The 20,324-nt window shown below is 63.8% G+C and carries 19 protein-coding genes; 9 read left to right on the forward strand and 10 right to left on the reverse strand.

Going from position 1 to position 20,324, the window contains the following annotated elements; genetic code table 11:
- Position 1: 1 nt before the first annotated feature.
- From QRN70_RS15160 to QRN70_RS15170, 3 genes are all read right to left on the reverse strand, one after another.
- Positions 2-1,660, reverse strand: a complete 1,659-nt coding sequence (locus QRN70_RS15160; protein WP_285418809.1) for a Na/Pi cotransporter family protein — start codon at positions 1,658-1,660, stop codon at positions 2-4.
- A gap of 377 nt (positions 1,661-2,037) precedes the next feature.
- The gene (locus QRN70_RS15165) at positions 2,038-2,805 is read right to left on the reverse strand and encodes a TerC family protein (protein ID WP_285418810.1); all 768 of its coding nucleotides are present in this window, start codon (positions 2,803-2,805) and stop codon (positions 2,038-2,040) included.
- Between the two features lie 70 nt (positions 2,806-2,875).
- Positions 2,876-4,183, reverse strand: a complete 1,308-nt coding sequence (locus tag QRN70_RS15170) for a CitMHS family transporter (RefSeq protein ID WP_285418811.1) — start codon at positions 4,181-4,183, stop codon at positions 2,876-2,878.
- Between the two features lie 321 nt (positions 4,184-4,504).
- On the opposite strand from QRN70_RS15170, the gene QRN70_RS15175 reads away from it, so the two are divergent.
- On the forward strand, positions 4,505-4,906 hold the full coding sequence (locus QRN70_RS15175) for a GFA family protein (protein ID WP_285418812.1): 402 nt from the start codon (positions 4,505-4,507) through the stop codon (positions 4,904-4,906).
- Here the strand turns inward: QRN70_RS15175 and QRN70_RS15180 are convergent, their stop codons facing one another.
- Positions 4,907-5,233: a DOPA 4,5-dioxygenase family protein gene (locus QRN70_RS15180; protein WP_285418813.1), complete on the reverse strand. Its 327-nt coding sequence runs from the start codon at positions 5,231-5,233 to the stop codon at positions 4,907-4,909. It abuts the gene before it with no gap.
- A gap of 84 nt (positions 5,234-5,317) precedes the next feature.
- On the opposite strand from QRN70_RS15180, the gene QRN70_RS15185 reads away from it, so the two are divergent.
- Entirely contained in the window at positions 5,318-5,983 is a 666-nt protein-coding gene (locus QRN70_RS15185; RefSeq protein WP_285418814.1) for an NAD(P)-dependent oxidoreductase, read from the forward strand.
- 86 nt (positions 5,984-6,069) lie between these two features.
- Here QRN70_RS15185 and QRN70_RS15190 read toward each other — a convergent pair whose 3' ends face one another.
- The gene (locus QRN70_RS15190) at positions 6,070-7,020 is read right to left on the reverse strand and encodes a choline sulfate utilization transcriptional regulator (protein WP_285418815.1); all 951 of its coding nucleotides are present in this window, start codon (positions 7,018-7,020) and stop codon (positions 6,070-6,072) included.
- A gap of 114 nt (positions 7,021-7,134) precedes the next feature.
- On the opposite strand from QRN70_RS15190, the gene betC reads away from it, so the two are divergent.
- From betC to QRN70_RS15205, 3 genes are all read left to right on the forward strand, one after another.
- A complete protein-coding gene (gene betC / locus QRN70_RS15195) occupies positions 7,135-8,649 on the forward strand; it encodes a choline-sulfatase (protein WP_285418816.1) in 1,515 nt (504 codons plus the stop codon).
- A gap of 16 nt (positions 8,650-8,665) precedes the next feature.
- Positions 8,666-9,586, forward strand: coding sequence for a choline ABC transporter substrate-binding protein (gene choX / locus QRN70_RS15200; RefSeq protein ID WP_285418817.1), 921 nt, complete (start codon positions 8,666-8,668; stop codon positions 9,584-9,586).
- Positions 9,587-9,850: 264 nt separating this feature from the next.
- A complete protein-coding gene (locus QRN70_RS15205) occupies positions 9,851-11,419 on the forward strand; it encodes a SulP family inorganic anion transporter (RefSeq protein WP_285418818.1) in 1,569 nt (522 codons plus the stop codon).
- Between the two features lie 91 nt (positions 11,420-11,510).
- On the opposite strand, the gene aroE is transcribed toward QRN70_RS15205, so the two are convergent.
- Both aroE and hemF read right to left on the reverse strand, forming a co-directional pair.
- The gene (gene aroE / locus QRN70_RS15210; RefSeq protein ID WP_285418819.1) at positions 11,511-12,332 is read right to left on the reverse strand and encodes a shikimate dehydrogenase; all 822 of its coding nucleotides are present in this window, start codon (positions 12,330-12,332) and stop codon (positions 11,511-11,513) included.
- A 13-nt stretch (positions 12,333-12,345) separates the two neighbouring features.
- Positions 12,346-13,260, reverse strand: a complete 915-nt coding sequence (gene hemF / locus QRN70_RS15215; RefSeq protein ID WP_285418820.1) for an oxygen-dependent coproporphyrinogen oxidase — start codon at positions 13,258-13,260, stop codon at positions 12,346-12,348.
- Between the two features lie 193 nt (positions 13,261-13,453).
- Between hemF and QRN70_RS15220 the strand changes: the two genes are divergently transcribed.
- Complete coding sequence (locus QRN70_RS15220; protein ID WP_285418821.1) at positions 13,454-14,431, forward strand: quinone oxidoreductase family protein; 978 nt, start codon at positions 13,454-13,456, stop codon at positions 14,429-14,431.
- A 73-nt stretch (positions 14,432-14,504) separates the two neighbouring features.
- Here the strand turns inward: QRN70_RS15220 and tsaC are convergent, their stop codons facing one another.
- From tsaC to QRN70_RS15235, 3 genes are all read right to left on the reverse strand, one after another.
- The gene (gene tsaC, locus QRN70_RS15225) at positions 14,505-15,062 is read right to left on the reverse strand and encodes an L-threonylcarbamoyladenylate synthase type 1 TsaC (RefSeq protein WP_285418822.1); all 558 of its coding nucleotides are present in this window, start codon (positions 15,060-15,062) and stop codon (positions 14,505-14,507) included.
- A gap of 54 nt (positions 15,063-15,116) precedes the next feature.
- The gene (gene dprA, locus QRN70_RS15230; protein ID WP_285418823.1) at positions 15,117-16,217 is read right to left on the reverse strand and encodes a DNA-processing protein DprA; all 1,101 of its coding nucleotides are present in this window, start codon (positions 16,215-16,217) and stop codon (positions 15,117-15,119) included.
- A 79-nt stretch (positions 16,218-16,296) separates the two neighbouring features.
- Positions 16,297-17,322 carry a LysM peptidoglycan-binding domain-containing protein gene (locus QRN70_RS15235; protein WP_285418824.1) on the reverse strand — a complete coding sequence of 342 codons (1,026 nt, stop codon included), beginning with the start codon at positions 17,320-17,322 and terminating at the stop codon, positions 16,297-16,299.
- A gap of 155 nt (positions 17,323-17,477) precedes the next feature.
- Between QRN70_RS15235 and def the strand changes: the two genes are divergently transcribed.
- The 3 genes from def (at position 17,478) to rsmB (ending at position 20,321) form a co-directional block, all read left to right on the forward strand.
- Positions 17,478-17,984: a peptide deformylase gene (gene def, locus QRN70_RS15240; protein ID WP_285418825.1), complete on the forward strand. Its 507-nt coding sequence runs from the start codon at positions 17,478-17,480 to the stop codon at positions 17,982-17,984.
- A gap of 70 nt (positions 17,985-18,054) precedes the next feature.
- Complete coding sequence (gene fmt / locus QRN70_RS15245; RefSeq protein ID WP_285418826.1) at positions 18,055-19,014, forward strand: methionyl-tRNA formyltransferase; 960 nt, start codon at positions 18,055-18,057, stop codon at positions 19,012-19,014.
- Positions 19,011-20,321 carry a 16S rRNA (cytosine(967)-C(5))-methyltransferase RsmB gene (rsmB, locus tag QRN70_RS15250; RefSeq protein ID WP_285418827.1) on the forward strand — a complete coding sequence of 437 codons (1,311 nt, stop codon included), beginning with the start codon at positions 19,011-19,013 and terminating at the stop codon, positions 20,319-20,321. Before fmt ends, rsmB begins: the two co-directional genes overlap by 4 nt.
- Positions 20,322-20,324 lie beyond the last annotated feature (3 nt).

The following is a 20,324-nucleotide window of genomic DNA, read 5'->3' on the forward strand; positions in this document are numbered from 1 at the left end:
TTCAAGGCGAATGCGTGATGTCGGCCATGTCATCCGCTTCCAGCGCCCCGGTATCCGCCGTTTCCAGCACCACGTAGGCACTGCTGCAGAACAGTGAATTCAAGCGCTTCATATCCGCAATCAGCTCCAGGTGCAGCGAACTGGTTTCCAGGCTCTGCACGATCTTGCGTTGCAAACGGCTGACATGGGCATGCGCCAGGCGCCGCTCCTGGGCGCGGAAGCGGCGTTTTTCGCGCAGCAACTGACGGGCGCTTTCGCGGTCGCCGCTGAGAAACACCGACAGCCCCAGGCGCAGATTGGCGATCAACTGGCTGTGCAGCCCGGCCAGTTCCTCCAGGCCATCCTCGGAAAACGAGCGGCGTTGCGAGGTTTTCTGCTGCTGGACCTTGCGCAGCATGCGTTCGATCAGGTCGCTGGCGAGCTTGAGGTTGATCGCCAGTTCGATGATCTCCGCCCAGCGCCGGCTGTCGTGCTCGCCGAGGTCTTCGCGGGGCATTTGCGCCAGGTACAGCTTGATCGCGCTGTACAGCGCCTCGACGTCGTCGGTCAGCCGGCGCATTTCCTGGGTGACGGCGGTCTGCTTGCCGCGCAGGACATCGAGGGTGGCGTCGAGCATGTTGTCGATCAGGTCGCCCATGCGCAGGGTTTCCCGAGCAGCATTGGCCAGGGCCAGGCTGGGCGTGACCAGGGCGGTCGGATCGAGGTGGCGAGGCTTGGCCGTGCCGTTGACCTCCGGACGCTCCGGCAGCAGCCAGGCGCACAGCCGCGCCATCGGCCCGACACTGGGCAGCAGGATCAGGCAACGCACGGTGTTGTAGAGCAGGTGGAAGCCGATGACCATTTCCTGCGAGCTGAAATCCAGGCTGTCGATCCAGTGCACCAGCGGATCGAGTACCGGAATGATCAACAGCAGGCCGATCAGCTTGTACAGCAGGCTGCCGAGCGCCACCTGGCGGCCGGCGGCGTTCTGCATGCTGGTGCTCATGAACGCCAGCACGCCGCTGCCGATGTTGGCGCCGATGACCAGGCCGATCGCCACGGGCAGGCTGATCACGCTGGCCCCGGCGAGGGTCGCGGTGAGCAGCACGGCGGCCAGGCTGGAGTAGGAAATCATCGCGAACAGCGCGCCGACCAGGGCGTCGAGCAGGATGTCGCCGGTCAGCGAGGCGAAAATCACTTTCACCCCCTGGGCATGGGTGATCGGTGCGGCCGCTTCGACGATCAGTTGCAGGGCGAGAATGATCAGGCCCAGGCCGATGCTGACCCGGCCCATCTGCCCGAGCCGCGTCTGCTTGCGCGAGAGGAAGAAAATCACCCCGAGAAATATCAGCAGTGGCGACAGCCACGACAGGTCGAAGGTCAGCACCCGCGCCATCAGCGCCGTACCGACGTCGGCGCCGAGCATGGTCGCCAGCGCCGGGGTCAGCGCCATCAGGCCCTGGCCGACGAAGGAGGTGACGAGCATGGCGGTGGCGTTGCTGCTCTGCACCATCGCGGTGACGACGATGCCGGCGACGAAGGCCAGCCAGCGCTTGGACATGTTCTGGCCAATCACATGGCGCAGATTGGTGCCGTACACCCGCAGGATGCCGGTTCGGACGATGTGCGTGCCCCAGATCAGCAGGGCCACGGCAGACAGCAGATTGAGCAGGGTGAGCATGCAGACCCCCTGTATTTCAGCGCCCCAGAGGAGCAAGTTGACGGTACCGCGCGGTTTCTACGTTTTTGATACTTAAGCTGTAGTTGGCTAACGGACTGGGCGCCAGCATTGCACAGCTAAAGCGGGGATTGAAACAAAAGTGTCATGAAAATGGCTTTATCCACAACCCGCGCAATCACCCCAAATTCCTGTGGGAGCTGGCTCGCCAGCGATGACGGCAGCACTGGCGACCTTGATGTTGCCTGACACGCCGCTATCGCTGGCAAGCCAGCTCCCACAGGACTTGTGCAGGAACCCAGAATCCATTTGAAAAAAAACCTGTGGAAGTCTGGCTTGCCAGCTCCCACAGGTTTTTCATTGGCTGCCGGACAAGCGGGTTATTGGCCCGGAATGTCCTTGCGCAGCTTCACCGGGTCCTGCTGCTTGCGCTTCTTCGCAATCGCGGTGCGCATCTTGATGTTGATCGCTTCCACCGCCAGCGAGAACGCCATGGCGAAATAGACGTAGCCTTTAGGCACATGCACGTCGAACGATTCGGCGATCAACACGGTACCGACCACCAGCAGGAACGACAGCGCGAGCATTTTCAGCGACGGGTGCTTGTCGATGAACTCGCTGATCTTGCCCGAGGCCGCCATCATCACCAGCACCGCGACGATGATCGCCGCGACCATCACCGGCACATGGGACACCATGCCGACGGCGGTGATCACCGAGTCCAGCGAGAACACGATGTCGATGATCGCGATCTGGATGATGGTGTAGAGGAAGTTGCCGCCCTTGCCCGAAGGCTCGTCGTCGCTTTCGTCTTCGCCTTCCAGCGCGTGGTACATCTCCTGGGAGCTTTTCCACAGCAGGAACAGGCCACCGAAGAACAGGATCAGGTCACGTCCGGAAATGCCCTGGCCGAATACCTCGAACAGGTCGGCGGTGAGGCGCATGACCCAGGTGATCGACAGCAGCAACAGGATCCGGGTGATCATGGCCAGGCCAAGTCCGAAGATCCGGGTGCGCGGCTGCATGTGCTTGGGCATGCGGCTGACCAGGATCGAAATCATGATGATGTTATCGATGCCGAGGACGATTTCCAGGGCGGTCAGGGTGAAGAAGGCAACCCAGATTTCGGGGTTGGTCAGCCAATCCATGTGTATTCCTTTGAGCGAGTGTTAAACCAAGACGCCAGCAAGCAGCTGGCGTTCTGGTGAGTTGATGCCGTTACAAAGTGCTGAACAGCGGGAACGTCCCCAACAGCAATGCAGCCACCAGTATGCACAGGCAGACCAGCACTGCCCACTTCAGGGTGAAGCGTTGATGGTCGCCGAACTCGATGCCGGCCAGCGCCACCAGCAGGTAAGTCGATGGCACCAGCGGGCTGAGCAGGTGCACCGGCTGACCGACGATCGACGCCCGGGCCATTTCCACGGCGGTGATGCCGTAGTGGCTGGCCGCTTCGGACAGCACCGGCAACACCCCGTAGTAGAACGCGTCGTTCGACATGAAGAACGTGAACGGCATGCTCACCAGCGCGGTGATGACCGCCAGGTACGGGCCGAGGAAATCCGGAATCACCGCCAGCAGGCTCTTGGACATCGCATCGACCATGCCAGTGCCCGACAGGATACCGGTGAAGATACCCGCGGCGAAAATCAGACTGACCACCGACAGCACGCTGCCGGCGTGAGCGGCGACGCGGTCCTTCTGCATTTGCAGGCACGGGTAGTTGACGATCATCGCGATGCTGAACGCCACCATGAACAGCACCGGCAGCGGCAACAGGCCGGCGATCAGGGTGCACATCAGCGCCAGGGTCAGCAGGCCGTTGAACCAGATCAGTTTCGGACGACGGGCATCCGGGAACTGCGACACGCTGATTTCGCTGTGGTCGATTTCGTCGCCGACTAGGTGCAGCTCGCCCAGACGCGCACGTTCACGCTTGCCGTAGAAGTAGGCGATGACCAGGATTGCCACCACGCCGGCGGCCATGGCCGGGATCATCGGCACGAAGATGTCCGACGGGTCGACGTGCAGCGCACTGGCGGCACGGGCGGTCGGGCCACCCCACGGGGTCATGTTCATCACGCCGCCGGCGAGGATGATCAGCCCGGCCATGATCCGCGGGCTCATGCCGATGCGGCTGTACAGCGGCAGCATGGCGGCCACGCAGATCATGTAAGTGGTCGCGCCATCCCCATCGAGGGAAACGACGAGCGCCAGTACGGCGGTGCCGACCGACACTTTCAGCGGGTCGCCCTTGACCAGTTTGAGGATCTTGCGCACGGCCGGGTCGAACAGGCCGGAGTCGATCATCAGGGCGAAATACAGAATGGCGAACATCAGCATCACGCCGGTCGGCGCGAGCTTGGTGATGCCTTCGAGCATCATCGGACCGATCTTCGGCGCGAAACCACCGAACAGGGCGAACAGGATCGGGATGATGATCAGGGCGATCAGCGCGGACAGGCGCTTGGTCATGATCAGGAACATGAACGTGATGACCATGGCAAAGCCAAGGAAAGTCAGCATGGGAATACTCCAGGCGTAGCGCGGCTAGGGAATGGGCGGACCGGGTGGGATCAGCGCAGAACGGGAAGCACGAGGCGTACGGGCGGAGTGACAGCGAGGAGGCGGGTTACAGAGGACATCAGATCACCATTGTTGTTGTTAATTGGGCCGGGCGCGCGAACCGTCACACGCCGTGGCCAACCGGTCTGTTGCCGGCAGTGGGGGCGATCCTAATCGGGGAAGCTTTCAGCCAGCTTTCGCCGCGCCAAGCTTTGGGCGAATGGCCAACCGGCCGTCGGATGCGGCTAGAGTCAATGAATACGCGGACAGGAGGGCAGGGTGATGCAACCGATGCACAGTGGCGGCTGCCATTGCGGACACATTCGTTATCAGTTCAGCGGGGCGCTGCACGACATCGCCCACTGCCATTGTTCGATTTGCCGTCAGGTCAGTGGCGGTATCGTCACCACCTGGATCACCGTGCCCGCAGCGAGTTTCCAGTGGCTGGCCGGGACGCCTTCGCGCTATGACTCGTCGACCCGTTGTGCACGGTTCTTCTGCCCGACCTGCGGTGCACAACTGGCGCTGGTGACGTTGCTCAGCCCCGAGAGCATCGATTTGACTGTCGCCACGCTCGATCACCCCGAGCAGGCCGCCGCCGAGCGGCATATCTGGACCGACAGCCGCCTGCCATGGCTGCACCTGGACGAGCATCTACCTGGCGAACCTGAAGAAACCCTCTGATTAAAAAATAGACAGGTCCAGCGGCCGCATCGCGCCCATCCAGATCGCGTGCTCGGTGTGGTCGCGCAGGTCATCGCCAGTGTCCGGGTGCAGGAACACCACCAGGCCCCGGCGATTGAGCGCCAGCCACGGCAGCACATCGCCGATCAGCTCCGGGCCGAAGGCCAGTTGGCAGCTCCAGTCCGGGTGCGGGCCGACCGGGCGTTCGTGCATCCGGCCCATCTTCAGCGGGAACAATTGCGCCGCCTCCTCGCACAGCGCCCGCGCCTGCGCGAGGGTGGTGGCGTCGTAATAAACGTGGGCGTGGTAACCCTTGATCGCTTGCATCGCAAAGCCTCTGAATCGGTTCGAACCCTCGGCGTTACCCGTATGTCACACGCCATACAAGGGAAAACAAAAGGGAACTCAGCCATGAAAAATGCCGAAACCCCGGCGGTGAAAGTGGTGCTCTATGGTGCCATGGGTAGCCTGGGCGGTGCGTTGATGGCTGAACTGCTGCGTCGTCAGCACGAAGTCATTGCCATCCTCGACGATTTGACCGCGCTCGCGCCACGGCCGGGCCTGCGCACCAAGAGCGGCGACCTGTTCGACGCCGAACGAGTCAATCAGAGCGTGGCCGGCAGCTCGGCGGTCATCTGCCTGCTGGATGCGCCGGGCCTGCCGTTCAGCAGCGATCACATTGAAAAATCCGTACTGCTCGGGCCGGTCGAGCAAGTGCTGGCGGTCGATGCGCTGATCGACGGCCTGCAATCGGCGGGGGTGCCGCGGCTGTTTGTGGTCGGCGATTTCGCCGTGCTCGACGAGCCGGACCTGGACGATCGCCTGCAACGTCACGCCGCCGAGGAAATCCGTGAAGCCCTGCAGAGCAGCCCGTTGCAGTGGACGCTGGTGAACGCACCACGCGGCGTCGCGGGGCTGACCATCGAGCATTTCAGCCAGGTCAGCCATTCACTCGAGCCGGGTCTGGCCGAACCGCTGGAGCGGCTGAACCGAGTGGCGGTGGGGATTGCCGATGAGCTGCGGCTGAACCTGCACGTGGGCCAGCACGTGAATTTTGTCGCCGCGTCGGGTACCTAACTAAAAAGCCACTGCCTTCAGTTCCTGCGGGGGATGGTCTTCCAACGGTAAGAGCTGGGGCAGGTTCGGGCTGCGATCCTTGATCTTCATACCGCAATCGACGGCAATGCCATGCCTGTCAGGGACTCGGCACTGCTGGCCTGTTCGGCCATCAACCAGTCGACAAACTGCTGAATCAACACGCCCCGGCGTTTGCGCTGCGGCAGCACCACGTAATAACCGAGGCGCGACAGGGTCGTCTCGGCAATCGGCCGGCACAGCAGACCCTGGGTCAGCAGGTTATCCACAAGGTGGCGCCAGCCAATCGCCACGCCTTGGCCGCCAATCGCTGCCTGAATCAGCAAGGTGTAGTTATCGAAGCGCAGTTGCCCCGGCGCGGGGGGCGTGCTGATGCCGAGTTCGCGGAACAGACCACTCCAGTCGAACCAGTTACTGCTGTTTTCGCCGCGCAGGTGCAGCAGCGGCAACTCCAGCAACGCCTGGGCGGGCAAGGGCAGGGGGCGCGCCTTGAGCAATTGCGGGCTGCACACCGGAAACACTTCTTCGCTGAACAGCCAATGGCTTTCGCCCTGTTTGAAGCGCCCGTCACCAAACAGCACCGCGACATCGATATCGGTGCGCAGCATGTTGTGATTGCGTTCGCTGGTCACCAGGCTGACGTCGATGTGCGGATTGGCCGCGTGAAAGCGCTGCAGGCGCGGCATCAGCCAATACGCAGCGAAGGCGAAGTCGGTGGCCACCTGCAGCACTTCATGTTGCTGCTGTGCGCTGATCGCGCTCAATCCGGCGTCGATATTCTGCAAACCGAGGGTCACCTGCTCGAACAGGATCGAGCCGGCCTCGGTCAGTTCGATGCCGCGGTAGATGCGGTCGAACAGCCGCGCGCCCAACTGCTCCTCAAGGCGCTTGATCTGTTGGCTGATCGCCGGTTGCGTGGTGCCCAGTTCCACCGCTGCCGCGGTGAAGCTGCGCTGGCGCGCCGCCGCTTCGAAGGCACGCAGCAGATCCAGCGACAGGTCGCCAAGGGCTTCATACATAAGCTGTGCTTATCCTAGTCATTGCCCGGCACGGGCTTTACCGGGTAGAGCATGCGCTCCATGCTCGATCGCAGCAATGTCGCATAAATATTCACTATGGAATGCCGCGATCACATGAAGCGCAAGAACATTCTTTTCATCATGGCCGATCAGATGGCCGCGCCAATGTTGCCGATCTACGGCCCGTCGCCGATCAAACTGCCGAATCTTTCGCGCCTCGCCGCCCAGGGCGTGGTGTTCGACGCCGCTTACTGCAACAGTCCGCTGTGCGCGCCATCGCGTTTCACCCTGGTCAGCGGCCAGTTGCCGAGCCAGATCGGCGCCTACGACAATGCCGCCGATTTCCCCGCCGACATACCGACCTACGCGCATTACCTGCGCCGCCTCGGCTACCGCACCGCACTATCGGGCAAGATGCATTTCTGCGGCCCGGATCAACTGCACGGCTACGAAGAACGCCTGACCAGTGACATCTATCCGGCCGACTATGGCTGGGCGGTGAACTGGGACGAGCCGGACGTGCGCCCGAGCTGGTACCACAACATGTCATCGGTGCTGCAGGCCGGGCCGTGCGTGCGCACCAACCAGCTCGACTTCGACGAAGAGGTGGTGTTCAAGGCCCAGCAATATCTGTTCGACCACATTCGTGAGGACGGCGATCAGCCGTTCTGCCTGACCGTGTCGATGACCCACCCCCACGACCCGTACACGATTCCCAAGGCGTTCTGGGATTTGTACGACGATGCGGATATCCCGCTTCCGACGACACCGGATCAACATTCACTCGACCCGCACTCGCAACGTTTGCTCAAGGTCTACGACCTGTGGGACAAGCCACTGCCTGTGGATAAAATCCGCGATGCGCGCCGCGCCTACTTCGGCGCGTGCAGCTACATTGATGCCAACGTCGGCAAACTCCTGCAAACCCTCGAGGATACCGGGCTGATCGACGACACCATCATCGTCTTCTCCGGCGACCATGGCGACATGCTCGGCGAGCGCGGGCTCTGGTACAAGATGCACTGGTATGAAATGGCCGCGCGGGTGCCGCTGTTGATCAGTGCGCCGGGCCAGTTCGGCGCCCGCCGGGTCAGCGCTGCGGTGTCGACCGCCGACCTGCTGCCGACCTTTGTCGACCTGGCCGGCGGCAGCCTCGAACCCGGCCTGCCGCTGGATGGCCGCTCGCTGCTGCCGCACCTGCAAGGGCAGGGCGGCCACGATGAAGTCTTTGGCGAATACATGGCCGAGGGCACCATCAGCCCGTTGATGATGATCCGCCGCGGGGCCTACAAATTTATCTACAGCGAGAGCGACCCTTGCCTACTCTTCGATGTAGACAACGATCCACGCGAGTTGGAAGAACTCAGCCAATCACCGCAACATCGCCAGCTGTTCGCCGATTTTCTCGCCGATGCGCGGGCGAAGTGGGACATCCCGGCCATTCACCGCGATGTGCTCGCCAGCCAGCGGCGGCGCCGTTTCGTGGCGCAGGCGCTGACCCTCGGCAAGCTGAAGAGCTGGGATCACCAGCCGCTGGTGGACGCCAGTCAGCAGTACATGCGCAACCACATCGACCTCGATGACCTGGAACGCAAAGCACGTTATCCACAACCCTGCCAAAACCAATAATGTTAAGGGGAAGTCCATGCTCAAGTTATCCACAGTAGTGACGGTTGGCCTGCTGGCCCTGGGCAGTGCCTCGGCATTTGCCGAGCAGAGCTGCGAGACGGTGAAAATGGCCGATCCGGGCTGGAGCGACATCGCTGCCACCAACGCCATCACCGGGTTCCTGCTGGACGGCATGGGCTACAAGGCCAAGGTCGACACGCTCGCCGTGCCGATCACCTTCGGCGGCCTCAAGGACGGCCAGGTCGATGTGTTCCTCGGCAACTGGATGCCGGCACAGCAGGGTTTCTACGACAAATTCGTCGCCAGCGGCGACGTCACGCAACTGGCGAAGAACCTCGACGGTACCGAGTTCACCCTGGCCGTGCCGGATTACGTGTGGGAGGCCGGCGTGCATGACTTTGCCGACCTGAACAAATACGCCGACAAGTTCGAGAAGAAGATCTACGGCATCGGCTCCGGTGCGCCAGCCAACATCTCACTGCAAGAGATCATCAAGAAAAACGACTTCAACCTCGGCCAGTGGAAACTGATCGAATCCAGCGAACAGGCGATGCTCGCCGAAGTCTCGCGGGCAGTGAAGAAACAGAAATTCGTCACCTTCCTCGGCTGGACCCCACACCCGATGAACGTGCAGTTGAAGATGCATTACCTCAAGGGCGGCGAGAAATACTTCGGCGACACCGGCAGCGTCTACACCCTGACGCGCAAGGGCTACGCCGAGGCCTGCCCGAACGTCGGCAAGTTGCTGACCAACCTGGCGTTCACCCAGGAGATGGAGAACAGCATCATGGCCGAGGTGGTCAACAAGAAGCTCAGCAATGCCGATGCGGCGAAGGCGTGGATCAAGGCCAATCCGGCGGTGCTGGACAAGTGGCTCGATGGCGTGAAGACCGTGGATGGAAAGGACGCGTTGCCGGCCGTCAAAGCGAAGCTCTGATCGCGGGGTGCTGAAGGCCTGAGTTCGCTCCCTCACCCCATTCCTCTCTTCGCCAAGGGGGGTGAGGGGAAAGGGAGCCGAACGTCGTTGACTTCAGAACCCGAGTTCGACGCAAGACTTGCAGGTCGATGAATGTCGAACCAACACCTCGGTCAGTCCCCCTCTCAATCATCGAGCGGGGTGAGGGAACGGATTCAACTGACACCCAGCAACATCCGAAACCAGCCTGTTACCCTTGCACCAACCCACAAACCGAGAGGATCCATGGCCCTCCCCAGTCGCCGCTCACTGTTCCCCTTCCTCACCTGGCTGCCGCGACAAACCCGCGCCAGCGTCGGACGGGATCTGATCGTCGGCCTCAGCGGGGCGATTCTCGCCTTACCCCAGTCGATTGCCTACGCGCTGATCGCCGGGCTGCCGCCCGAGTACGGCCTCTACGCCGCGATCATGCCGGTGCTGATCGCCTGCCTGTGGGGTTCATCCTGGCATTTGATCTGCGGGCCGACGGCGGCGATTTCGATTGTCCTCTACGCCAGCGTCAGCCCTTTGGCCGTGCCTGCTTCCCAGGACTACATCACCCTGATCCTGCTGCTGACCTTCCTCGCCGGAATATTCCAGTGGCTGCTCGGCCTGCTGCGCTTTGGCGCGCTGGTCAATTTCGTCTCGCATTCGGTGGTGCTCGGCTTCACCCTCGGCGCCGCGGTGGTGATCGCCATCGGCCAGTTGCCGAATCTGCTCGGCCTCGATCTGCCCGCGAAAGCCACGGCACTGGCCAGCCTGATTGACGTGCTGCAGCACCTCAGGGCGGTGGATAAAGCGTCACTGCTGCTCGGCGTCGCGACGCTGGCGGTCGGCTTCGGGCTGAAACAACTGCTGCCGCGCTGGCCGACCCTGTTGATCACCCTGATGCTGGCCAGCCTGCTGGTCTGGGCGTGGCCGTCGATGTTCGGCCATGTGCATCTGGTCAGTGCTTTCGTCGGGCGTTTGCCGCCGTTCAGTGCGCTGCCGCTGGATCTGGATCTGATCCTGCGCCTGCTGCCCAGCGCTGTGGCGGTGGGCATGCTCGGGCTGGTCACCAGCCTGTCGATTGCCCGCTCGATCGCCGCACGTTCGCAGCAGTTGCTCGATGCCAATCAGGAAGTCCGCGCCCAGGGGCTATCGAACATTGTCGGCGCGTTCTTCTCCGGCTCGCTGTCCGCCGGGTCGTTTACCCGTTCCGGGCTGAGCTACGAGGCGGGGGCCTGCTCGCCGCTGGCCGGGGTGTTCTCGGCGCTGTGGGTGGCGTTGTTCGCGATGTTCGCTGCCGGGTTGATCGCACACATTCCGATTCCGGCGATGGCCGGGAGCATCCTGCTGATCGCCTGGGGCCTGGTCGATCATCGCGGCATCCGCGCCTTGTGGCGCGTCAGCCGCGCCGAATTCGTGGTGATGGCCCTGACCTGCCTCGCCACGCTGCTGCTGGAATTGCAGACGGCGATTTATGCCGGGGTACTGGCCTCGCTGTTCTTCTACCTCAAGCGTACCTCGCAACCACGGGTGCAGCATTGGCGCGACGGTGAGGACGATGTGCTGCGGGTCGGCGGGTCGATCTTCTTCGGCGCCAGCCACTACCTGCAAGTGCGCCTGCAACGCCTGCACGGTGCGCGCGTGGTGATCGAGGCGCAGCAGATCAACTTCATCGACTATTCCGGGGTGGAAATGCTCCACCAGGAAGCGCGGCGCCTGCTGCGCCAGGATCGCAGCCTGACCCTGCGCCAGGCACGACCGCAGGTGGTGGAGGAGCTGCGCAAGCTCGAAGGGCCGGAGAAATGTCCGATCCGGTTTGAGGAGTGATCCGACATTCGTGGCGACTTCCATCGCTGGCAAGCCAGCTCCCACAGGGATCTGGGTGATCCTTGTGGGAGCGGGCTTGCCAGCGATGCTGTTAAAGGGCCAACTGGCGACGTAGCTCGGCGAGCACCGGCGCGGTATCCGGGCGCACGCCGCGCCACAGGTAAAACGCTTCCGCGGCCTGCTCGGCCAGCATCCCCAGGCCATCCATCGACACGGCCGCCCCGTGTTCACTGGCCCAGCGGCAGAATGCGGTCGGTTCCTTGCCGTACATCATGTCGTAGCACAGCGTCTGGCCCGGCTCGATCAGACTCGGCGCAATGGGCGGCACCTCGCCGGTGAGGCTGGCGGAGGTGGCGTTGATGATCACGTCCACCGGCTCCTGCAACCAGTCGAAACCGCTGGCCGACACCGGCCCCAGGTCGCAGAACAGCTCGGCCAGCAGCTCGGCCTTGTCCACCGTGCGATTGGCAATGATCACCGACGCCGGTTTCTCCGCGAGCAACGGCTCCAGGGCACCGCGCACCGCGCCACCGGCGCCGAGCAACAGGATGCGTTTGCCGGTGAGGCTGAACCCGGCATTCACCGTCAGGTCACGCACCAGCCCGGCGCCGTCGGTGTTGTCGCCGAGCAGCGTGCCGTCGGCCAGTTTGCTCAAGGTGTTCACCGCACCGGCGCGTTGCGCCCGGGCGGTCAGGCTGTCGGCCAGGCGATAGGCGTCTTCCTTGAACGGCACGGTGACATTGGCACCGCGTCCTTCCTGGAAAAACGCCGTGGCGCAATCACTGAAGCCGTCGAGCGGCGCCAGCAACGTGCTGTAGTCCAGACTCTGCGCGGTCTGCGCAGCGAACAGCGTGTGAATCAGCGGCGACTTGCTGTGGCCGATCGGGTTGCCGAAAACGACGTAACGGTCCATCACAACTCCTCGTTCAGGCCTGGGCCAGCCAGTCGCGATCCTGCAGGAAGTACTCGGTCAAGCGCGCTTCTTCGCTGCCCGGCTCGGCTTTCCAGTCGTAGGCCCAGCGCACTTGCGGCGGCAGCGACATGAGGATCGACTCGGTACGCCCGCCCGACTGCAGGCCGAACAGCGTGCCGCGGTCGTAGACCAGGTTGAATTCCACGTAGCGGCCACGGCGGAATTCCTGGAATTCGCGCTGCCGTGCAGTGAACGCATCATGTTTGCGGCGCTGCATGATCGGCAGGTAAGCGTCGATGTAGGCGTCACCGATCGCGCGCATGAAAGCGAAACTGGTGTCGAAATCCCACTCGTTCAGGTCATCGAAGAACAGGCCGCCGATCCCCCGCGGCTCGTGACGATGCTTGATGTGGAAGTAGCTGTCGCACCAGGCCTTGTAGCGCGGATAGACGTCCGCACCGAACGGCGCACAGGCCTGCTCGGCGACGCGGTGCCAGTGGATGCAGTCCTCTTCGTTGCCGTAGTACGGGGTCAGGTCGAAACCGCCGCCGAACCACCAGACCGGCTCTTCACCTTCCTTCTCGGCGATGAAAAAGCGCACGTTGGCGTGGGACGTCGGCACATGCGGGTTGTGCGGGTGGATCACCAGCGACACGCCCAGGGCTTCGAAACCACGACCGGCAAGTTCCGGGCGATGGGCACTGGCCGACGGCGGCAGGCCGCTGCCGTGGACATGGGAGAAATTCACGCCGCCCTTTTCGATCACCGTGCCGTTCTCGATCACCCGGGTGCGACCGCCACCGCCGGCCGGACGGGTCCAGGCGTCTTCGACGAAGCGTGTGCCACCGTCTTCGGTTTCCAGCGCGGCGCAGATGCGGTCTTGCAGGTCGAGCAGATAGGCCTTTACGGCGTCGGTGCGGGTCGTCATGGCATCACCTTGGATCGGGGCAAAACAGATCGGGCAAAACTACGCGGCGCCCCGTGGGCCGGGGGGCAACGCAAATGGGCGCGTAGCATAACACCGCACGCCGGCGCGCCGCAGTTGACGAAGATCAAGCATGGGAGTTCGATAGGGGGCTTCGTACTACACCCTCGTAGTCAAAGACCCAAGGAGTAGGCAGATGGCAAAGCGTATCCAGTTCCGCGCCCATGGCGGACCCGAAGTGCTCGAGTACGTTGACTACCAACCCGCAGAACCGGGCCCGCAACAGGTCCGCGTGAGCAACAAGGCCATCGGCCTGAACTTCATCGACACCTACTACCGCAGCGGTCTCTACGCACCGCCGGCCCTGCCCTCGGGCCTCGGCGCGGAAGGCGCGGGCGTCGTCGAAGCGGTGGGCAGCGAAGTGACGCGGTTCAAGGTCGGCGATCGCGTTGCCTACGGCAGCGGCCCGCTGGGCGCCTACAGCGACGTGCACGTATTGCCCGAGGCCAACCTGGTGCACCTGCCGCCAGGCATCAGTTTCGAAACCGCTGCCGGCGTCATGCTCAAGGGCCTGACCGTGCAATACCTGCTGCGTCAGACCTATGAACTCAAGGGTGGCGAAACCATTCTGTTCCACGCCGCCGCCGGCGGTGTCGGTTCACTCGCCTGCCAATGGGCCAAGGCCCTGGGCGTGAAGCTGATCGGTACCGTCAGCTCCAAGGAAAAAGCCGAACTGGCCAAGGCCAACGGCGCCTGGGCGACCATCGACTACAGCCACGAAAACGTCGCGCAACGGGTGCTGGAATTGACCGACGGGAAAAAAGTCCCGGTGGTCTATGACGGCGTCGGCAAGGACACCTGGCTGACCTCCCTCGACAGCACGGCGCCGCGCGGCCTGGTGGTGAGCTTCGGCAACGCCTCGGGTGCGGTGGACGGGGTCAACCTGGGGATTCTTGCGGCCAAGGGCTCGCTGTACGTGACCCGGCCGACGCTGGCGACCTACGCCAACAACGCCGAGAACCTGCAACGCATGGCCGACGAGCTGTTTGCCATGATCGAAAGCGGCAAGCTCAAGGTCGATATCAGCCAGCGCTATGCCCTGGCGGAGGCAGCCAAGGCACAGACTGAGCTGTCGGCACGCCGCACCACCGGCTCGACCATTCTGTTGCCTTGAGACGCGATCGCCGGCAGTCCGGCGCCTGCAGGTTTGCAGGTACCGGTCTGCCGGCGATTGGCACAGCGCGATGTCAGGCCGGGCGCACCACGTTGCCAGTGGCCAGGTCACGAATCAGGCTGGGGTTCTTGCGCCCGCCGAGCATGCCGCCCAGCACCAGGTCGACCTGCCCGCGGAAATACTGCTCGACCCGCAGGCGCGAACGCGCGGCCGGCCGCCCCTGAGGGTTGGCCGAAGTCGAGATCAACGGCCCGACCAGCGAGCACAGGTCGCGCACCTGCGGATGATCGCTGACCCGCAACGCCACGGTGTCATGCACCCCGGTGACCCACTCCGGCAGCAGGTTCTGGTGCGGCACCAGCCAGGTGTTCGGCCCCGGCCAGGTGCTGGCCATGCGGTCGAGCCAGTCCTGCGGGAAGTCCTCGAACAGAAAATCGAACTGACGGATGTTGTCGGCGACCAGAATCAGCCCTTTATCCACCGAACGGTTCTTGATCGCCAGCAGCCGATCGACCGCTTCTTCGTTCCACGGATCGCACCCCAGCCCCCAGACGGCTTCGGTTGGATAGGCAATGACCGCCCCGGCGCGAATTTCTCGTGCGGCTTGTTGCACACGCCAACTGTTGACCATGAAAAAATCTCCGCAAACAGGTTTCGCGCAGTTTACCGATCTTCCTTGTAAAACCTAGCTCGTCCTCGCCAGCCAGCGACCGTTTTCGCACACCGCGCGACCGTCCATTTCCAGTTCGGTGAGTGCCGCCAGCACTTTCGGCAGCGCCCAGCCGCTGCTGTCGGCCAGCGCTTCGCTGGTGTGCGGGGCGGCGTGCAGCAGACGCAGCAAGGGATGGTCGCCACTCGGCGCGGCTGTGGATAACGGCACATGCTGCCAGCCACGCAGCGTTTCGAGGATGTGCTCGATGGTTTCCACCAGCACTGCGCCATCGCGGATCAACCGATGGCAGCCGCGCGCCCCGGGGTGATGGATCGAGCCCGGAATCGCATAGACCTCGCGACCCTGCTCCGCCGCCAGCCGCGCGGTGATCAGCGAACCGCTGGCGACACTCGCCTCGACCACCAGCACGCCGAGCGACAAACCGCTGATGATGCGGTTGCGCCGGGGGAAGTTGCTCGCCACCGGCCCGGCGTCCAGGGGAAACTCCGAAACCACCGCGCTGCCACTGGCAATCATCGCGTCCGCCAGCCGTTGGTTGCGCTGTGGATAAAAATTTTCCAGGCCGGTGCCGAGCACGCCCACGGTCAGCCCGCCGACGTCCAGTGCCGCTCGATGCGCGGCGGCGTCGATGCCCAGGGCGAGGCCACTGGTGATGACAAAACCGGCCCCGGCCAAGCGGCGGGAGAAAGCGCCGGCGGTGTCCATTCCCGGCCGCGAGGCCCGTCGGCTGCCCACCATCGCCAGCTGCGGCTGCTCCAGGATCAGCGGATCCCCGGCGACGAACAGCAACGGCGGCGGATCAGCGATCTGCGCCAGCAGCGCCGGGTAATCCGCCTGGTCCCACATCAGCAAATGCTGTCCCGGCCGCTCTAGCCAGCGCAATGCGTGGCTGGCGCCGTCGCGCACCTGAGGGCAGCGCCGGGCCTCGGCACAGGCTGCCGGCAGACCCAGGGCGCGCCAGGCACTGGCCGGCGCGCTGATCGCCTTGGACGCCGAGCCGAAGGCATCGAGCAATTTGGCAAAACGCTTGGAGCCGATTTCCGGCAAGCGGTGCAGGCGCAGACGCGCTTCCAGTTCCGCAGGGGAAACCGGCGTACAGACGGACAGCATCATGGATCATCCTTGATCGTTATAAGCCCCGAACCGTTCGGAACAAGCTGTGGATAACTCTGTTGGTAACTTGTGAAGCCTGCTAAGGATTTCGCACCTTGTCGAGCACCGCCAGCGAGCGCGATGCGTTCAGCACCAGGCCGTAACTGAGCTTGTCGTAGGTGCGGAACACCATCAGCAGCCCGGCGCGTTCATCGGGGATTTTCAGCGGTTGGCCGGTCACCCGGTCACGCACGGTTTCCCCGGTTTTCATCACCACCAGCACGTTGCCTTCGGCGAGTCCGTCGCGCTTGCCCTTGTTCAGGGTCACCACGTCCATGGCGCCGATCTGGGTGACGCCGCGCGGCACATCGATGATCAGGCCATTGATGTCAGTGGCGGGTGCGCTGGGCATGAAGGTCGAATTGATCGAACGCTCTTCGCCGCTGAACAGGCGATCGCCCAGCCGCACTTCCTGGGTGGTGCGTTGCAGGGCGAGGGTGGCGACATCGCCTTCGGTGGCAACGATCTCGCCGCCGCCAATGTCATCGGCGTTGATCCCGAGGAACTCCTTGCTCTGCGGATCGGTGTAGACCTTGCCCTGACGGAAGATGCCGTACACCGGCTGCTCGGGGTCGAAATGGCCGCGGGCGAAGATCCGGTCGCCGGTGCCGCTGAGCACCCGTTCGGCGTCGCCGGCGACGATGTACGGCGCCTTGTCGAAGTCCTCGACCTTGTCGACGATGCGGTTGCTCAGCAGAAAGCTGTTGATCGATTTCAGCGGAATGCTCGGGATCGCCTCGGCCACCGGGCTGCTGCGAATGCGCGGCGACAGCTTGATGGTGCCGCGCGACGCCCCGCGATTGAGGGTCAGGCGCGGCTCGCCATTGACGTAGCTGAGCGTCAGCGTGTCGCCCGGGTAGATCAGGTTGGGGTTTTCGATCTGCGGATTGGCCCGCCACAACTGCGGCCACTGCCAGGGTTCGCGCAGGTATTTGCCGGAAATGTCCCAGAGGGTATCCCCCGCAACCACCGTGTATTGCTGTGGAAAACCTTCCTTGAGTTGCACTTGCCCGTGCGCCACGCCGACCGACGCCAGGAGCAGCAGGGCGAGTAGTGATTTCCTCATGCGGTGAATCCCTTTATTATGTGCGTTCGCGTGAAACGCCAGAGCCCCCGTGGCTCGCCTCTGGAAAAGAGACTACGTTTCACAACGGTAGCCTGCATCTTCGGACCCGCCAGGCCATCGCCCGACTTTACTTCACACGTGCAGCAATCAAGCTTATGGCCATTTTGAACATCCTCGAATTTCCGGACCCGCGTCTGCGCACTATCGCCAAACCTGTGGCTGTAGTGGACGACGAAGTGCGTCAGCTGGTCGATGACATGTTTGAAACAATGTATGAAGCGCCGGGCATCGGCCTCGCCGCGACCCAGGTCAACGTGCACAAACGTATCGTCGTGATGGACCTCTCCGAAGACCGCAGCGAGCCGCGGGTGTTCATCAACCCCGAGTTCGAATCGCTGACCGAGGAGATGGACCAGTACCAGGAAGGCTGCCTGTCGGTGCCGGGTTTCTACGAAAACGTCGACCGCCCGCAGAAGGTCAAGATCAAGGCACTGGACCGCGACGGCCAGCCCTACGAACTGATCGCCGAAGGCCTGCTCGCCGTGTGCATCCAGCACGAATGCGACCACCTCAACGGCAAGCTGTTCGTCGATTACCTGTCCACGCTCAAACGCGACCGCATCAAGAAGAAGCTGGAAAAGCTCCACCGCCAGAACGCTTGATGCCCTCCTTCAAAGGCTTGCCGCGGCAAGCCTTTTTCTTTTCAAGAAGCTTCGCAATAGAGAGCCCTCCATGACCGAGCCCCTGCGCATTGTCTTTGCCGGCACCCCGGAATTCGCCGCCGAACACCTCAAGGCCCTGCTGAGCAGCCCCTACGAGGTCGTCGCGGTCTACACCCAACCGGATCGTCCGGCCGGTCGCGGGCAGAAACTGATGCCGAGCCCGGTCAAGCAGCTGGCCCTGGAACACAACATCACGGTGTTCCAGCCGCCGACCCTGCGCAACGCCGACGCCCAGGCCGAACTGGCGGCGCTCAAGCCGGACCTGATGGTGGTGGTCGCCTACGGCCTGATCCTGCCGCAAGCGGTGCTGGATATCCCGCGCCTGGGCTGCATCAACAGTCACGCCTCCTTGCTGCCGCGCTGGCGCGGGGCGGCGCCGATCCAGCGCGCCGTGGAAGCAGGCGATGCCGAGAGCGGCGTCACCGTGATGCGCATGGAGGCCGGTCTCGACACCGGACCGATGCTGCTCAAGGTCGTCACGCCGATCAGCGCCACCGACACCGGCGGCAGCCTGCACGACCGCCTTGCCGAACTGGGCCCGCCGGCCGTGGTGCAGGCGATCGCCGGCCTCGCGGCCGGGACACTCGAGGGCGAGGTGCAGAACGACGACCTCGCCACTTACGCGCACAAGCTGAACAAGGACGAAGCGCGCCTCGACTGGAGCCGTCCAGCCGTCGAGCTGGAACGCCTGGTGCGCGCCTTCAACCCGTGGCCAATCACCCACAGCACGCTCAACGGTGAAGCCCTGAAAGTGCTGGCGGCAACGCTCGCCGAGGGCCGCGGCGCTCCGGGCACCATCCTCGGCGCCAGCAAGGACGGTCTGCTGGTCGCCTGCGGTGAACAGGCGCTGTGCCTGACCCGCCTGCAACTGCCTGGCGGCAAGGCCTTGAACTTCAGCGACCTGTTCAACAGCCGCCGTGAGAAATTCGCCACCGGCACCGTGCTGGGTGCCGCGGTGGACGCGCCATGAACCCGCGTCTGGCCGCCGCCAAGGCACTCGCCGCTGTCCTCAGCGGCAAGGCTTCGCTCAACAGCTCCCTGCCGACCCAATTGGACAAGGTCGAGGACCGCGACCGCGGCTTCACCCAGGACCTGGCCTTCGGCACCGCGCGCTGGCAGCCACGCCTGTCGGCACTGGCGGAAAAACTCCTGCAGAAGCCGTTCAAGGCAGCCGATGCCGATGTCGAGGCGCTGCTGCTGGTCGGCCTCTATCAACTGCTGTACACCCGCGTGCCGGCGCATGCGGCCATCGGCGAAACCGTCGGTTGCGCCGACAAGCTGAAAAAGCCCTGGGCCAAGGGCCTGCTCAACGCCGTGCTGCGCAATGCGCAACGCGAAAGCGAAACGATTTTCGCCGAGCTCGAGCGTGATCCGGTGGTACGCACCGCCCACCCGCGCTGGCTGCAAAAATCCCTGAAAGCCTTCTGGCCGCAACAGTGGGAAGCGATCTGCGCGGCGAACAACGCGCATCCGCCGATGATCCTGCGGGTCAACCGCCGCCATCACAGCCGCGATGCCTACCTGGGCCTGCTGGCGGATGCCGGCATCGCCGCGCAGCCGTGCACGTTCAGCCGCGACGGCATCGTCCTCGACGCCGCGGCCGACGTGCGCAGCCTGCCGGGCTTCGCCGAAGGCTGGATCAGCGTGCAGGACGAAGCCGCGCAACTGGCCGCCGACCTGCTCGACCTGGCGCCGGGCCAGCGCGTGCTGGACGCCTGCTGCGCCCCCGGCGGCAAGACCTGCCACATCCTCGAAGCCGAGCCGGCGCTGGCCGGCGTGGTCGCGGTGGATCTGGAAGCCAAGCGTCTGCTGCGGGTGAAGGAAAACCTTGAGCGCCTGGGCCTGAGCGCCGAGCTGATCGCCGCCGACGGTCGCGATACCGCCGCGTGGTGGGACGGCAAACCGTTCCAGCGCATCCTGCTCGACGCGCCGTGCTCGGCCACCGGGGTGATCCGCCGCCATCCGGACATCAAACTGACCCGCAAGGCCGACGACATCGCCGCGCTCGCGCAACTGCAGGGCGAACTGCTCGACGCCCTGTGGAAAACCCTCGACGTCGGCGGCATCCTGCTCTACGCCACCTGCTCGACCTTGCCGACCGAAAACACCGAGGTCATCGCCGCGTTCCTCGCGCGCACACCGGGTGCACGGGAGCTGGACCTGGCCACGACCGCCGGGATCAAGCAGCCCCACGGTCGCCAGTTGCTGGCCCAGCAGGGCGGGCACGACGGCTTTTATTACGCCAAGCTGATCAAGATCGCTGCCGCGCGCGGCTAAACG

The sequence above is a fragment of the Pseudomonas sp. efr-133-TYG-5 genome (genome assembly GCF_030209175.1).
In the GTDB taxonomy this organism is placed as follows: Bacteria; Pseudomonadota; Gammaproteobacteria; order Pseudomonadales; family Pseudomonadaceae; genus Aquipseudomonas.

What these genes read in the sequence shown, in the direction of transcription:
- QRN70_RS15190 (WP_285418815.1), bottom strand. Translation starts at nt 7,020, where the DNA reads ATGTATGAAGCCCTTGGCGACCTGTCGCTGGATCTGCTGCGTGCCTTC.
- dprA (WP_285418823.1), bottom strand. Translation starts at nt 16,217, where the DNA reads ATGATGCTGTCCGTCTGTACGCCGGTTTCCCCTGCGGAACTGGAAGCG.
- tsaC (WP_285418822.1), bottom strand. Translation starts at nt 15,062, where the DNA reads ATGGTCAACAGTTGGCGTGTGCAACAAGCCGCACGAGAAATTCGCGCC.
- fmt (WP_285418826.1), top strand. Translation starts at nt 18,055, where the DNA reads ATGACCGAGCCCCTGCGCATTGTCTTTGCCGGCACCCCGGAATTCGCC.
- betC (WP_285418816.1), top strand. Translation starts at nt 7,135, where the DNA reads ATGAAGCGCAAGAACATTCTTTTCATCATGGCCGATCAGATGGCCGCG.
- QRN70_RS15165 (WP_285418810.1), bottom strand. Translation starts at nt 2,805, where the DNA reads ATGGATTGGCTGACCAACCCCGAAATCTGGGTTGCCTTCTTCACCCTG.
- QRN70_RS15205 (WP_285418818.1), top strand. Translation starts at nt 9,851, where the DNA reads ATGGCCCTCCCCAGTCGCCGCTCACTGTTCCCCTTCCTCACCTGGCTG.
- QRN70_RS15220 (WP_285418821.1), top strand. Translation starts at nt 13,454, where the DNA reads ATGGCAAAGCGTATCCAGTTCCGCGCCCATGGCGGACCCGAAGTGCTC.
- QRN70_RS15185 (WP_285418814.1), top strand. Translation starts at nt 5,318, where the DNA reads ATGAAAAATGCCGAAACCCCGGCGGTGAAAGTGGTGCTCTATGGTGCC.
- QRN70_RS15235 (WP_285418824.1), bottom strand. Translation starts at nt 17,322, where the DNA reads ATGAGGAAATCACTACTCGCCCTGCTGCTCCTGGCGTCGGTCGGCGTG.
- aroE (WP_285418819.1), bottom strand. Translation starts at nt 12,332, where the DNA reads ATGGACCGTTACGTCGTTTTCGGCAACCCGATCGGCCACAGCAAGTCG.
- QRN70_RS15170 (WP_285418811.1), bottom strand. Translation starts at nt 4,183, where the DNA reads ATGCTGACTTTCCTTGGCTTTGCCATGGTCATCACGTTCATGTTCCTG.
- rsmB (WP_285418827.1), top strand. Translation starts at nt 19,011, where the DNA reads ATGAACCCGCGTCTGGCCGCCGCCAAGGCACTCGCCGCTGTCCTCAGC.
- QRN70_RS15160 (WP_285418809.1), bottom strand. Translation starts at nt 1,660, where the DNA reads ATGCTCACCCTGCTCAATCTGCTGTCTGCCGTGGCCCTGCTGATCTGG.
- QRN70_RS15180 (WP_285418813.1), bottom strand. Translation starts at nt 5,233, where the DNA reads ATGCAAGCGATCAAGGGTTACCACGCCCACGTTTATTACGACGCCACC.
- choX (WP_285418817.1), top strand. Translation starts at nt 8,666, where the DNA reads ATGCTCAAGTTATCCACAGTAGTGACGGTTGGCCTGCTGGCCCTGGGC.
- hemF (WP_285418820.1), bottom strand. Translation starts at nt 13,260, where the DNA reads ATGACGACCCGCACCGACGCCGTAAAGGCCTATCTGCTCGACCTGCAA.
- QRN70_RS15175 (WP_285418812.1), top strand. Translation starts at nt 4,505, where the DNA reads ATGCAACCGATGCACAGTGGCGGCTGCCATTGCGGACACATTCGTTAT.
- def (WP_285418825.1), top strand. Translation starts at nt 17,478, where the DNA reads ATGGCCATTTTGAACATCCTCGAATTTCCGGACCCGCGTCTGCGCACT.